This window comes from Microcoleus sp. MON2_D5 (assembly GCF_036701905.1).
In the GTDB taxonomy this organism is placed as follows: Bacteria; Cyanobacteriota; Cyanobacteriia; order Cyanobacteriales; family Microcoleaceae; genus Microcoleus.
Genome location: NZ_JAUBRM010000004.1, coordinates 90023 through 103321 on the forward strand (window position 1 = coordinate 90023; position 13299 = coordinate 103321).

A 13299-nucleotide genomic window follows, 5' to 3' on the forward strand; every position below is an offset into this window, starting at 1 on the left:
AGTTTATTTAAGTTTTTTTAGATGGTTAAGGGCTTTTTGATAGCTATCTTGATCTCCTTGCTTCTGATATAAATCTGTTGCTTTCTGAAAGTCTTGAATCGCACCCTGCTTGTCTCCTAAGCCACGGCGGGCAAGTCCCCGGTTGTAGTAGGCATTAACATGGTTAGGATCAATTCGCAAAGCTTTATTGTAATCGGCTACAGCACCCTGCTTGTCTCCTAACTTAAAGCGGGCAAGCCCCCGGTTGTTGTAGGCCAAGACATAGTTAGGATTAATTCGTAAAGCTTGGTTGTAATCGGCTACAGCACCCTGCTTGTCTCCTAATTCAGAGCGGGAAATTCCCCGGTTGTAGTAGGCTTTGGCATAGTTAGGATTAATTCGTAAAGCTTGGTTGTAATCGGCTACAGCACCCTGGTTGTCTCCTAATTTAGAGCGGGCATTTCCCCGGTTGTGGTAGGCTTGGGCATAGTTAGGATTAAGCGCAATTGCTTGAGTGTAAGTGGCTATAGCGCCTTGATAATCTCCTTTTTCATATTTTTGCTCACCCCGAATAAACAAATCCTCAGCTTTTGTCCCTGCCGCCAAATCTGAGTTGCCAATGTGAGCAACGCTGTACTTTTGACTGTTGGTAAACTCTACAACTGTTAAGTCAACTTTTGGCAGTTTTTTCAATGTAGCCTCAGTATCACTCCCCTGCTTCAGAGTCAATAGTAAAGTCCTATTTGTACCAGTATCCTCTTGATTAACAGCAGCGCACATCACGGGTTCTGCATTCAGAATCCCAGTGTTAATATATTTGAGAGTGCCGTTGTTAAAAAAGCTATCATTTCCCGCCCTACTGGATTGACAAAAAAGTACACTTGTGGTACAAGCAACTAACCCGGTTAGGAGCCCTGTCAAGATTTTGAATTTCATAAATTAAAGATTTTTGCCTTATTCTGTCACAGCTCAAATAAATTCACAACCCAGAACTAACCCTGATGCTAAAGCCGATCGACCTTAGCAAACTATGTCAATACCGAAAAAAGGAACCAGAAAAATAATTGTTGATGGGCAGCCTTTCATCTGGCTAATCCGAAGACAAGCTACTAATATGCAAGCAGACTACGGTTGCGGAAATATTCATGTTGCTATCCAACACGCTGAAAAACCGGGCGGGCGTGTTAGTTATTCTCACGGATCGACCTCATCCTCCATGTTGGGGTACTAACCAAATGAGACCAGTAACACCCTCTGATGCAGCACAATGGATACGGCAAGCCATGCAATTTGGATGGCAGCCTCAGCTACCTGGAATAACTTTTGAGGTGCGGATTGCAGGACTGTTTGTGGAAAAAATATAATGCTGTATGTTTAGCAACCAGACAAGTCAATTCTGTTAAAGACAATTCACTCGCCTAGACTGGCAGAAGCGATCGGCCGATCGCCAAATTCAGCCTAGACAAGTTAAACTGTAAACATTCTCCGCTAGCCACATCCTAAACTATGACAGCACATCAGGAATCCATCATCGACCAGTTCACTCGTCAGGCAATTCCCTTCTCTAAATTGTACGCTCACACCAATCAAGAGTCTCTGTACCTGCTGAGAGAAATGGCGAGTGTATCTGACAAAGACACTGTTCTAGATGTTGCTTGCGGTTCAGGTATTGTTAGTTGTGCTTTTGCGGAAGTTGCCAGTCACGTTACTGGCATTGATATCACACCAGCGATGCTCGAACAAGCCCAGATTCTGGCGCAACAGAAAAACTTGATTAATCTGTCCTGGCAACAAGGAGATATTGAAACACTACCCTTTCCCGATGCTACTTTTTCTCTGGTTCTGAGTCGTTACGCTTTCCATCATTTTTTGCAGCCAGATGTTGTTCTATCAGAGATGGTTCGCGTATGTCGTCCAGGTGGTCGAATCCTCATTGCTGATGTTGCTTTGCCAGCGGATAAAGTGAATGCTTATGACCGGATTGAGAAGTTGCGCGATCCCTCTCATACTCGCGCCTTGACTCTGGAAGAGTTTCCAAAATTAGTCGCAGATGCCAATCTTCAAAATGTTAAATTGGCTTTTTACAAGGTAGAACTTGGGCTAGAACAACAGTTAGCTGCTTCTTTTCCCAACCCCGGCGATGACCAGAAAATCAGAGAAATCTTTAGAGAGGATATTGGTGTTGATAGTCTCGGAATTGGCGCGCATTTTCGAGGCGAGGAAATTCATTATGCGGTTCCAATCGCTGTCATCGTTGGCGATAAAATAGCCTAAGTTTTATCAACTCAAAACAAGTGTAACAGAGTCCCAATAATAACAAATAACTAATGGGCAATCACTAATAAATATGAGCGACTTATCAATCCGACCAGCCTTAATCACCAAAGTTATCCCCGACAGCATCGGCGCCGAAATCGGATTTGAAGCAGGAGACTCAATCGTCGCCATCAACGGTCAAAAACCCCGCGACTTGATCGACTATCAATTCCTGTGCGCCGATGAATTTCTAGAATTAGAAGTATTAGACACTAAAGGAAAAACTCACAAGTTAGAAATAGAAAAAGATTATGACGAAGACTTGGGAGTGGAATTTGAAACGGCTCTTTTTGACGGACTAATTCAGTGCAACAATCGCTGCCCTTTTTGCTTTATCGACCAACAACCACCGGGAAAGCGAGAAACTCTCTATCTCAAAGATGATGACTACCGCCTCAGCTTCCTTTACGGGAGCTATCTCACTCTGACAAATTTGACTCAAAAAGAGTGGGACAGAATCCAACAAATGCGGCTTTCTCCTCTCTATGTTTCCGTGCACGCTACCGAACCGGAAGTACGAATTAGACTGTTAAAAAATCTCCGCGCTGGGAAGATTCTCGAACAAATCAAATGGTTTCAAGAACGCCGCTTGCAAATTCACGCTCAAGTAGTTGTTTGTCCCGGTATTAATGATGGCGAACATTTAGAACGCACTTTGTTAGATTTGGCAAAATTTCATACCGGAAATATCCCGGCTGTAGCATCGGTGGCGGTAGTGCCAGTAGGTTTAACTCGCTTTCGCCCAGCCGAAGATGAACTAATTGCAGTAACTGCGGAAAAAGCGCGAGAAGTAATCGAGCAAGTGCAGAAAATTCAAGTGCTTTTGAGTAAAGGAAAAGGTGGCCAAAGGGCGAAAAAGCCGAATTCAAAATCGCGGTGCATTTGGCTGGCGGACGAGTGGTTTTTAATAGCTGGTTTAGATTTGCCGTCGGCTGCAGATTACGAAGATTATCCGCAAATTGGTAACGGTGTCGGTTCTATCCGCCAGTTTATCCAGCAGTTTGAAACGGCTTTTGAGAAGCTGCAACCGATGCAAGTCGAGCCTGCGCGCAAGTTAGTTTGGGTGGTGGGGAATGCTGTGGAAAAAGCTTTTGAGCCGATCGTACAACAACTAAACCAAATTCCGGGCTTGTCCGTCAACATGGCAGCACTGTGCAGCCACTACTGGGGACAAACTATCACTGTTACGGGTTTGCTCACCGGGCAAGATTTGCTCGAAGCTTTGCAGGGGCGAGACTTGGGAGATGGTATCCTGCTGCCGTCGGTGATGCTAAAACAGGGGGAACCGCGTTTTCTAGACGACATGACCCTCGAACAGCTCGCCAGCTCGCTGAAAACCCGGATTTTGCCGGTGAGCGGAGTAGAGGAACTAATATCGGCGGCGATCGGTCTGGCAAATGCTGAAGTTAAATTCTAAATTTTGAATCGAACATTCAAAAGTTAAGATGAGTAGGGTAATTGTGACTTGTAACCGTCGAGTTCAGGCTACAGACTAGAAACTTGAGACCTCAATCTTGCTCTAAAATTGTCTCTAGGATTGCAGAGTAATTAAAAAATTATGCGTGTTTTTCGTCAAATCATCGTAGTCGGAGTGGGCGCTGCAATTACTTTCAGCAACGCCGCACAGAGTGCTTCAGCACAGACTCCTGCTCAACCTCAGGACAGTTCCGCCCTTAGCAATCAGCTCGAATTAGGGCAGAATGTTCGATCGACCTCGAACACAGCGGCAGAATCAGCATCAGAGACGGAACAGTCGATCGCCCTTAACCCTCAAACCTCCAAGTCTCAGCAGCCAGGGGGAGCCAAGATCGCATCAACTACCCCAACCGGGCCCGAGCAAGCATCAAAGCCTCAACAGGCTGCTCCGGCTTCCCCATCAACTCTGTCTCAGGGCGGTTCAACACCTCTAAGAGGGTTGGAACCGAAAGACGCTCAGCAGCCTTCCCCGAACCCTCCAAACAATCTTCCTGTGCCGAGTTCCCCGGTACCCATTCTCCGGGGCACTCCGAACGAAAGTTTCCCCCCTCTCCCTCCGAGGGGCCTCTTAAACACCAATCCTCCGGCTTCCCTGGAACCCAACCCGAATCCGCTGCTGTTTCCGACAAACCCCGAGGATGTCAGGATCGAGCAAACAGAGTCAATTACCTTGCAGCAGGCGATCGACCTCGCCCGCCGCAACAGCCAAGTTTTGCAAATCGCCGGACAGCAAGTGGAACAAAGCAGAGCAGCTTTGCGCGAACAGCAAGCTGCTCTTTATCCAGACCTGAATTTTCAAATGGACGCCAGCCGTTCAATGACTGCTGGCGGAGAACTCGGAGTCCGGCGATTGCAGCGCCAGTTAAACTCTCGGGCTAACGGAACCGGGCAGCCCGCCCCCCAAGCCGGCACAAATTTCGGCAGCAACAGTCTCAACAGCACTTTGCAGTTGAACTATGACATCGATTTGTTCGGAAGGCGGCGGGCTAACATCCGCGCGGCAGAGGAACAGGTGCGCCTTCGGGAACTGGATGTGGAACGCCAAGCCGAGGAACTGCGCTTCGACACTGCTGAGGCTTACTACAACTTGCAAAACGCGGACGGACAAGTTGCCATCCGCCAAGCTTCGGTCAGAAATGCCCAGCAAAGTTTGCGGGATGCCGAAGCCTTGGAACGGGCAGGGGTGGGAACCCGGTTTGCTGTGTTGCAGGCTCAGGCAAATTTGGCTAACGAAGTGCAACAACTGTCAGTAGCCCGCCGCGATCAGCGAGTTGCCCAGCGGCGTCTGGCTGAGATTTTGAATATCAGCCAGTCAACGAACTTGACAGCGGCTGATCCGGTAGAGCAAGCCGGCTCTTGGAGGCTGTCTTTGGAAGAGAGTATCGTGCAGGCTTTTAGGAATCGCCCCGAGTTGGAACAGCAGTTGGTGCAGAGGGATATCAGCAAGCAGCAGAGGCGATCGATTCAGGCGGGGCGTTTGCCTCAACTGAGTGTTGGGGGTAGTTACAACGTGCTGGGGCAAGACCCTGACGACCCGGACCCGTTTGCTGCTCGCGGCTGGGCCGATGGTTATTCGATCCGGGCGAGTCTGACTTGGAGTATCTTCGATGGAGGCGCGGCGAACGCCAGGGTGAGACAGCGGGATGCTGATATTACGATCGCCGAAAGTCGATTCGACCAACTCCGCAACCAGGTTCGCCGCGAAGTGGAACAAGCTTATTTTGGCTTAGAGTCGAGTTTTGAGAATATCGAAACTTCTGAGGCGGGGGTTTTGCAGTCAAGGGAAGCTTTGCGTTTGGCGAGACTGCGGTTTCAAGCTGGTGTGGGTACTCAGACGGATGTGATTCAGGCGGAAACTGATTTGACTAGGGCTGAGAGAAACCGATTGTCGGCAATTGTCACCTACAACCTGGGGCTTTCGTCTCTTCAGCGGGCTGTGAGCAATCTTCCCACGAATAACCTCTCGGATGCTCCTTGAAATTGAGTTGGGGCGAGCTTTAATTACCAGAACAATTGGACATCCTGTATTAAACGTCTGACACATTCGTTAATATTTTGTAATAGAGTTCCATGTCAACTGCGTTAGGAAATCGGCAATGGCCAATATCAAGTTTGTGAAGGAAAATCAGGAAGTCATCGCAGCAGACGGGGCCAATTTGAGGCTCAAAGCTCTAGAAAATCGCATCGACTTGTACACATTTTCGGGAAAGCTCATGAATTGCGGGGGCATAGGTCAATGTGGCACCTGCATTGTGGAAATTGTCGAGGGAAGTGAAAATCTGTCGCCGCGCACTGACTTTGAAAACCGCAAGCTCAAGAAAAAGCCCGAAAACTATCGGTTGGCTTGTCAAGCTATGGTCAATGGCCAGGTCAGCGTGAAGACTAAACCGTGACTCTCAGAAGGCAGAAGGCTAGAGATGCTTTTATGCAGAAGGAAAGAAAAATTCAGAATCCAAGAATTTTGTTTTTTTTTCCTATTTAACTGTATAATCATTCCTTTTGCCGACCTAGGAAAAGAAACGCGGTTTCTAGGAATAAAAGGTTGGGCTGCCAGGCATCCAGACAGAAACCGGGTTTCGACGCTTGTCTGCCAGTCCTCCTTCTATCTTCGAGTTTGCCTTTCGCCTTTGAGTGATATCCTAGTTGTGTGTATTTTCCTATTTTCCGATAGAGGCGAGCGTCTTCATGGAAGTTAACGATTTAGGGTTTGTGGCAACCATTCTGTTTGTATTGGTTCCCAGCGTTTTTCTAATCATTCTGTACATTCAAACGGCTAGCCGTCAAAGCAGAAAAGATTAGCAACTGCTGCTATTTCTGTCTGGCTTTGCTGCTTGCAAAAAAAAGCGCCAACAGCTTTTTGCTGAGGCGCTTTTTTTGTTAACTGTTGAGTGTTAGCTGCTCGCTCTTAACGATGAGATTCTAGCCGACTGTGCGGGCTAGCAAGACGGGACAGTTGGCATAAACTCGCACGTAGTCTGATAGCGAATTTCCCAGGAGTCGATCGATATCCACAAAGTTTTTGGCAACGTTGGGTCGCCGATCCGGGGAACCGAGCACCAACAAGTCGGCATTCATGTCGTCTGCAATCCGACAAATTTCTTCCCCTGGCTTGCCTGTAGCACTAACGCAGCGGTAGCTAACTCCCATTTGTTTCGCTAGTGCTACTGCCGGAGTTAATACGGGGTCTTTTTCAGCACTAGCTGTTAAATCTTCGCTGGCTTTTCCCGTCAAATCTTTAGTGACGTGTACTAAAATTATCTCTCCGCCACTGACTTCTTTGACCAAAGATAGCGCAAGCTGCAATGACTGTTTGGCAGCTTCTGATTTGTCTACTGCCACCATGACGCGCTTGATTTTTTTGACGTAGATGTCGTCTTTTACTAACAGCATCGGTCGGGATGTTAGCTGGAAAACGTACTGGCTGACTGAGTTTTCCAAAATCGATTGCAGCCGTCCGAGTCCCCGGGAACCCATAATTACTAAGTCGGATTGTTCTTCTTCTGCGACTTGGCAAACTGTTGTTTTCGGATCACCCTGTTTGAGCCGGGGATTGACTTTGCTGGGCTCTATTTTCAAAGACTGGACTGCTTGTGCTAAGATCTTGCCTCCTTCTTCCAACTTGGCTGCCATGCCCTCGGATGTTACTTGCGGCGGCACGACGTGCAAGACAGTGACAGAGGCTTTTTGCAAGGAAGGGATGTCCATCAACATATTAAACATCTCTTCGCACAAGCCGCGACCGGCGACGGCTACTAAAATTTTTTCTATCATGGTTTGGGCGGTAAAAATAGTTGAGTTTTCTTGTGCGACGCTCTAACTAGGGCGTTGGTACTCTAGTGGCTTAATGTCAAGCATAAGCCTGAAGTTTGCTTTATGATTTGTAGAAATGTAGCGTTTTGGAACAATTTGTAACGTGTTAGAAAACGATCGAACTCAACCAGAACTCGCACCGGCTGGTGCTATTCAAAATCGGCGCGGGATCGACTCTGAGGGCTGGTTTGAATATTTGGTGCGAGTGTACCCTCACCATACTGACTACAGCGGTGTGGTTTGGCACGGGACTTATCTGGCTTGGATGGAGGAAGCTAGGGTGGAAAGTTTGCGCTCTCTTGGCATCGAGTATGCAGACTGGGTGGCGCAGGGTTTGGAATTGCCCGTGGTGGAACTTTCGCTGCGCTACCACCGGGCTGTACAAATGGGTCAATCTGTGGCAGTCAGAACGCGGATCGCTGCTACCGAGGGTGTGCGGCTGCTTTGGGATTACCAAATTCGATCGGCTGATACTCAGGAGTTATATGTGACAGCACAGGTAACTTTGGTTGGTGTCGATCGCGACAAGAACAAGATTATCCGGCAATTGCCGCCGGCGCTAAAGGAGGCTTTGACAAGGCTTTCTGTCAAACCTTCAGCCTAAGCTGCTGTTAACTATAAAAAATAGTTTTTGCAGCCATAGTAAGTAGAGTGCGTGACTTTTGAGTTATTCCCTTCGCCTGCAAAGTATTGTTTTGTCACGCACTCTACACAACTGCTTTCTGCCTTCATTGGAACTTTTAATAATGTCAAAAAAACTAGGATTGCCAGATCCAAATATTGAACTTCAGCGCAATATTTTGGAAAAAACCGAGTTAAACTCTGCCTTAACAACTGAAGACAAAACTCTTGTTTCAGGAAAGCCTGACAGTTTAAAAAACGGTGAATTAGCTGACAGTCAAGGCAAAATTTGGGCGATCGCATCCTTGTCGGCGGCGCTGCTAGCGGTGTCGCTGGCTGCGATTTTTATTAGGTTGAGCGAACGGGAAATCAGCCCGAATGCTACTGTTTTTAACCGTTTGTGGATAGCAACTGTAGTATTTGGAGTGTGGAATGGTGCGGGTGCTGCGCGTCGCCGAATGTCTGGGGAACAAGTTGAAGAGCGATCGAACTACACTCTGCAGGATGTGATGCTGTTAACAGCGGTAGGCGTGGTTTCTTCTGCTTCTGTGGTTTTCTGGGCTTGGTCACTGAGTCAGACTAATGTCGCTAATTCTACTGTACTGCGAAACTTAACTCCTTTATTTACTACTTTGGGGGGATGGCTGCTGTTGGGGCGGCGCTTTGACAACAGGTTTTTGGTGGGACTGGCGGTGGCTTTGTGTGGCGCAATTGCGATCGGCATGGAAGATTTGCAAACGGCGGGAGATACTCTTGTCGGCGACCTTGCTGCTCTTTTATCGGCGATGTTTTATGCAGGAAATCTGCTCATTTCAGAACACTTGCGAACCAAGTTTCCGGCAACAACTATATTGATATGGCGATGTTTCATTGGGAGTATATTGGTTTTGCCACTGGTTCTGCTTGCGGGCGATCGAGTTTTCCCTTCTTCTTGGCAGGGATGGCTGACTGTAATTGCTTTGGCGGTGATTTGCCAAGCTTTCGGTCAGGGACTGCTTATCCACAGTCTAGGTCGTTTGTCCTCGGAATTTGTAGCTTTTTTCCTGCTGCTAGAACCCGTAATTACGGCGATTATGGCTTGGGTGCTGTTTTCGGAAAGTTTGAGCTTGTTTAATTGGTTTGCTTTCTCTGTGGTTTTGGCTGGAATATATTTGGGTAAATCTAGCGGTTCGGTCGCTAAAAAATGAAACAAAGAGGAAAAATACTTAAATGATTCCCCCATCAATTAACCGGAATCGCTGGCATTATGACTTTAATTTGCTGCCTCAATATTTGGAGGTACTCTTTGCTAAATTGCGGATTGCTGTGGTGTTCGGCGGCGACTGCGATCGCCCCGGATCAGTGATTTACAAAACTCACAATCCCCGCGCTTGGAAGAGTTACGAAGTCGTCGCCCGCGAGATTGCTAAAGCATTAGCAGAAATTGGCTTTAAGCACGTCTTTGTCCTACCTGACGACATGAACTTGCCGGAACAACTCCAACAAAAAAATATTCATTTAGTGTGGCTGAATACTGGTGGAGTCCAGGGCTACAATCCTGTTTGTCACACTCCCGCCTTGTTGGAAATGTTGGGAATGCCTTATGTCGGTCACAATCCTTTAAACAGTTCAACGTTAGATAATAAACACGCTTTTAAACGGGAACTGCAATCAGTTGGAATTAAAACCGCTCCGTTTATGACTTGGCATCCTTCTCAAGGAATTTTGGAGCCTAATTTGCATCAGCGTTTTGCCATTGCTTTTGGTGACTATCAAGGGCCGTTTGTTGTTAAACCTGTATCCGGTCGCGCTTCGCTGCACGTTCATTTTGTAGATAAGATTGAGAGTTTGTCTCAGGCGGTTGCGGAAGTTCACCGAGACACTCACAATACTGCTTTAATTGAAAAGTATTTGCCTGGACGAGAATTTTGTGTAGCCGTCTGCGGCTATGTTACTTATGCTAAAGGCAGATTTGATAAAAGTACAGAACCCTTTGCTTTTTCGACTGTGGAGCGGGTGCTAGAGCCGGAAGAACGCATCTTTACTTCTATGGATAAAAAGGCGATAACGGCAGATAGAGGACGGTTAATGGGTGGTGAGGAACCTGAACTAAAACAAGAGTTAATTGAGTTAGCTCGAAAAATTTATTGGGAGTTTAGTTTGAACAGTTTGGTGCGGATTGATGTCAGGAGTGATGCGAATGGCTCACTTTATGTTTTGGAAGCAAATCCCAAACCGGATCTGAAACACCCTGGGGAAAATGTGACGAGTTTGGTAGCTTTAGGTTTGGCGGAATACGGAATGAGTTATAACGATTTAATTTTTAGTTTACTCGCGGATAGGTTGGATTATTTGCTGACTCAGCATATCGAAATTATTCCTCATATTGTGGATTTGCTTCATTAATCGGACTTGCAGGGTGCGCTGCACCTTACCTGTAAACAAAAGGGATTTGTAAAGAAATATAAATTGTTGGATCAAGTGAACACAGGCTGGCAAGTTGTGATAGTTTTGAGTAATATCAATTCCGGTTGCACTCCTCCGGAATTGTTGACTGTTGACTGTTGACTGTTGACGGGCGGGTCGCAAAACTGCATGGTTGATTGTTAACTGTTGAGTCGATTTTATTATTCCGATGCAACCGGAAACGATCTAAGATAGCGATTTGTGGATGTCCATTTTTTGGTCAGGGGCAAAAAAACTCACTTTATATTAATTAGAAAAAAAAATGCAAGCATTACTTTTATTGATAGGATTAGGAGGCGGGGCATTAGTCTGCTGGCTAATTTTGCATAAGCGAAATTCACGCAATTTGGTGCGGATGCAGGGTTCGCAGGAGGCTATATCGAATTTGGCTGCTCAGTTGGATGCCCGAAATTCGGAATTGCGGCAAAAGGTTCAGAATGAAAATAAGTTAAATTCTGAATTGTCCCAGTTGCAAAGTCGGTTTGAGGGTGTGACTCGCGAGCAAGATATTTTAAAAAATCAAGTGTCGGAAATGGAAGGATTTTTGGCAGGAATTGCCGAAGATAGATCGCAAATTGATTCTCTGATTGCTGATTTGCAGTTTCAGCTAGAAAATGCTAAGCAAGCTGAGTCGCAGTTAGCAGAAGTGGCAGAACTTAAATATCAGTTAGAAGTTGGGGAGCAGGAGCGATCGCAGCTTAACGCTCAATTGCTGGAAAGGCAAGCAGAATTAGAGAGGGTTGATGCAGAACGTTCTCAATTTCAGGCTTTGCTGTCTGAATTTGAGAATCAGTTGGAGACTGCTACTCAAAGCAGATTGCAGGTACAGTACCAGTTGTCAGAAATTCAAATTAAGTTCGATCGCTCCATTGAAGAGCGGCAGCAACTTCAGTCTCAATTGTCTGGTTTGCAAACTCAACTGCAATTAGTCGAAGCAGAGCGATCGCAATTTACTTCGGAATTGTCAGAGCTACAAGCTCAATTGGAGAGTGCAGAGCAAGAACGCGAAATACTCAACTCTCAATTGCAAACCGCTCGCGAACAAGCACAGCAACCTCCATTTGAATTATTAGAACTGCAAACACAGTTAGAAGCTGCTAATCTGGATAAAATGCAGTTAAACTCTCAACTTCATGAACTACAACTTCAATCCGAAATGGTTGTTTTAGAGCGAGAGAGACTGCTGGCTGAGTTGTCAGAACTGGAGTCTCAGATACATCGCAAGGAGGGAGATAACTCGCAACTCCAGTCTCAGTTATCAGAACTGCAAGCTCAATTAGAAACTGCTAACACAGAAGGCTCGCACCTTTATTCTTTACTCTCGGAAATTCAAAGTCAAGCCGAGACAGCAAACCAGAATCAAAATCAACTTCAATCTCAAATCTCCGAGTTAGAACAACAGTTAGAAATTGTGGGTCAAAGTCGCTCGGAATTGGAAGCTCAGCTCACTTCTCAAATCTCGGAATTCCAAACTCAAACCGAGACAGCAAACCAGAATCAAAATCAACTTCAATCTCAAATCTCCGAGTTAGAACAACAGTTAGAGAGTGTGCGTCAAAGTCGGTCTGAATTGGAATCTCAGCTCACTTCTCAAATCTCACAATTGCAAAGTCAAATCGAGACAGCCAATCAGAATCAAGCTAAACTTCAATCTCAAGTATCCGAGTTAGAAAATCACCTAAATAGTGTGTATCAAACTCGCTCTGAATTAGAAATTCAGCTAGAAAGTGCTAACACAGAACGATCGCACCTTTATTCTCAACTCTCGCAATTGCAAAGTCAAATCGAGACAGCCAATCAGAATCAAGCTCAACTTCCATCTCAAGTATCCGAGTTAGAAAATCAGTTAGAAACTGTGCGTCAAACTCGCTCTGAATTAGAATCTCAGCTAGAAAGTGCTAACAGAGAACGATCGCACCTTTATTCTCAACTCTCGCAATTGCAAAGTCAAATCGAGACAGCCAATCAGAATCAAGCTCAACTTCAATCTCAAGTATCCGAGTTAGAAAATCAGTTAGAAACTGTGCGTCAAAATCGCTCTGAATTAGAATCTCAGCTAAAAACTGCTAACACAGAACGTTCGCACCTTTATTCTCAACTCTCGGAATTCCCAGCTCAAATCGAGACAGCCAATCAGAATCAAACTCAACTTCAATCTCAAATCTCCGAGTTAGAACATCAGTTAGAAAGTGTGCGTCAAACTCGTTCTGAATTGGAAGCTCAGCTAGAAACTGCTAACACAGAACGTTCGCAACTTTATTCTCAAATCTCGGAATTGCAAACTCAAACCGAGACAGCAAACCAGAATCACAATCAACTTCAATCTCAAATCTCCGAGTTAGAACAACAGTTAGAAAGTGTGCGTCAAAGTCGCTCTGAATTGGAAGCTCAGCTCACTTCTCAAATTTCGGAATTGCAAAGTCAAATCGAAACAGCTAATCAAAATCAAACTCAACTTCAATCTCAAGTATCCGGCTTAGAAGCTCAGCTAGAAAGTGTGCGTCAAAGTCGCTCGGAATTGGAATCTCAGCTAGAAACTGCTAACACAGAACGCTCGCAAGTTTATTCTCAACTGTCGGAAATTCAAAGTCAAGCCGAGACAGCAAACCAGAATCAAAATCAACTTCAATCTCAAATCTCCGAGTTAGAACA

Annotated in this window: 11 protein-coding genes and 1 pseudogene; 10 read left to right on the top strand and 2 right to left on the bottom strand. The window is 46.0% G+C overall.

The window, feature by feature from the left end; genetic code table 11:
* Window positions 1–3: 3 nt before the first annotated feature.
* The gene (locus QUA47_RS02575) at window positions 4–915 is read right to left on the bottom strand and encodes a tetratricopeptide repeat protein (protein WP_333429598.1); all 912 of its coding nucleotides are present in this window, start codon (window positions 913–915) and stop codon (window positions 4–6) included.
* Between the two features lie 209 nt (window positions 916–1124).
* Between QUA47_RS02575 and QUA47_RS02580 the strand changes: the two genes are divergently transcribed.
* The 6 genes from QUA47_RS02580 to psbM all read left to right on the top strand — a co-directional run bounded on the left by QUA47_RS02580 (window position 1125) and on the right by psbM (window position 6570).
* Entirely contained in the window at window positions 1125–1343 is a 219-nt protein-coding gene (locus tag QUA47_RS02580; protein WP_333285031.1) for a hypothetical protein, read from the top strand.
* 142 nt (window positions 1344–1485) lie between these two features.
* Window positions 1486–2253, top strand: a complete 768-nt coding sequence (locus QUA47_RS02585) for a methyltransferase domain-containing protein (protein ID WP_333134987.1) — start codon at window positions 1486–1488, stop codon at window positions 2251–2253.
* 73 nt (window positions 2254–2326) lie between these two features.
* Window positions 2327–3712, top strand: a complete 1386-nt coding sequence (locus QUA47_RS02590; protein ID WP_333429599.1) for a TIGR03279 family radical SAM protein — start codon at window positions 2327–2329, stop codon at window positions 3710–3712.
* A 141-nt stretch (window positions 3713–3853) separates the two neighbouring features.
* Window positions 3854–5749, top strand: a complete 1896-nt coding sequence (locus QUA47_RS02595; protein ID WP_333429600.1) for a TolC family protein — start codon at window positions 3854–3856, stop codon at window positions 5747–5749.
* A gap of 118 nt (window positions 5750–5867) precedes the next feature.
* On the top strand, window positions 5868–6164 hold the full coding sequence (locus QUA47_RS02600) for a 2Fe-2S iron-sulfur cluster-binding protein (protein ID WP_006631487.1): 297 nt from the start codon (window positions 5868–5870) through the stop codon (window positions 6162–6164).
* Between the two features lie 292 nt (window positions 6165–6456).
* Window positions 6457–6570 (top strand): photosystem II reaction center protein PsbM, encoded by a 114-nt coding sequence (gene psbM / locus QUA47_RS02605; RefSeq protein ID WP_006631488.1) that lies wholly within the window; start codon window positions 6457–6459, stop codon window positions 6568–6570.
* Window positions 6571–6690: 120 nt separating this feature from the next.
* On the opposite strand, the gene QUA47_RS02610 is transcribed toward psbM, so the two are convergent.
* Window positions 6691–7542 (bottom strand): universal stress protein, encoded by an 852-nt coding sequence (locus QUA47_RS02610; RefSeq protein ID WP_333429601.1) that lies wholly within the window; start codon window positions 7540–7542, stop codon window positions 6691–6693.
* A gap of 142 nt (window positions 7543–7684) precedes the next feature.
* Between QUA47_RS02610 and QUA47_RS02615 the strand changes: the two genes are divergently transcribed.
* The 4 genes and pseudogenes from QUA47_RS02615 to QUA47_RS02630 form a co-directional block, all read left to right on the top strand.
* Window positions 7685–8185: a YbgC/FadM family acyl-CoA thioesterase gene (locus QUA47_RS02615; protein ID WP_190661416.1), complete on the top strand. Its 501-nt coding sequence runs from the start codon at window positions 7685–7687 to the stop codon at window positions 8183–8185.
* A gap of 142 nt (window positions 8186–8327) precedes the next feature.
* Window positions 8328–9389 carry a DMT family transporter gene (locus QUA47_RS02620; protein WP_333429602.1) on the top strand — a complete coding sequence of 354 codons (1062 nt, stop codon included), beginning with the start codon at window positions 8328–8330 and terminating at the stop codon, window positions 9387–9389.
* A 22-nt stretch (window positions 9390–9411) separates the two neighbouring features.
* Entirely contained in the window at window positions 9412–10587 is a 1176-nt protein-coding gene (locus QUA47_RS02625) for an ATP-grasp domain-containing protein (RefSeq protein WP_333429603.1), read from the top strand.
* Window positions 10588–10909: 322 nt separating this feature from the next.
* Window positions 10910–13299: pseudogene (locus tag QUA47_RS02630) on the top strand (hypothetical protein); the annotation flags it as partial.

Excerpts from the sequence above, each read along its gene's own strand:
- QUA47_RS02625 (WP_333429603.1), top strand. The coding sequence starts at position 9,412 with ATGATTCCCCCATCAATTAACCGGAATCGCTGGCATTATGACTTTAAT.
- QUA47_RS02600 (WP_006631487.1), top strand. The coding sequence starts at position 5,868 with ATGGCCAATATCAAGTTTGTGAAGGAAAATCAGGAAGTCATCGCAGCA.
- QUA47_RS02590 (WP_333429599.1), top strand. The coding sequence starts at position 2,327 with ATGAGCGACTTATCAATCCGACCAGCCTTAATCACCAAAGTTATCCCC.
- QUA47_RS02595 (WP_333429600.1), top strand. The coding sequence starts at position 3,854 with ATGCGTGTTTTTCGTCAAATCATCGTAGTCGGAGTGGGCGCTGCAATT.
- QUA47_RS02620 (WP_333429602.1), top strand. The coding sequence starts at position 8,328 with ATGTCAAAAAAACTAGGATTGCCAGATCCAAATATTGAACTTCAGCGC.
- QUA47_RS02580 (WP_333285031.1), top strand. The coding sequence starts at position 1,125 with ATGTTGCTATCCAACACGCTGAAAAACCGGGCGGGCGTGTTAGTTATT.
- QUA47_RS02585 (WP_333134987.1), top strand. The coding sequence starts at position 1,486 with ATGACAGCACATCAGGAATCCATCATCGACCAGTTCACTCGTCAGGCA.
- psbM (WP_006631488.1), top strand. The coding sequence starts at position 6,457 with ATGGAAGTTAACGATTTAGGGTTTGTGGCAACCATTCTGTTTGTATTG.
- QUA47_RS02575 (WP_333429598.1), bottom strand. The coding sequence starts at position 915 with ATGAAATTCAAAATCTTGACAGGGCTCCTAACCGGGTTAGTTGCTTGT.
- QUA47_RS02610 (WP_333429601.1), bottom strand. The coding sequence starts at position 7,542 with ATGATAGAAAAAATTTTAGTAGCCGTCGCCGGTCGCGGCTTGTGCGAA.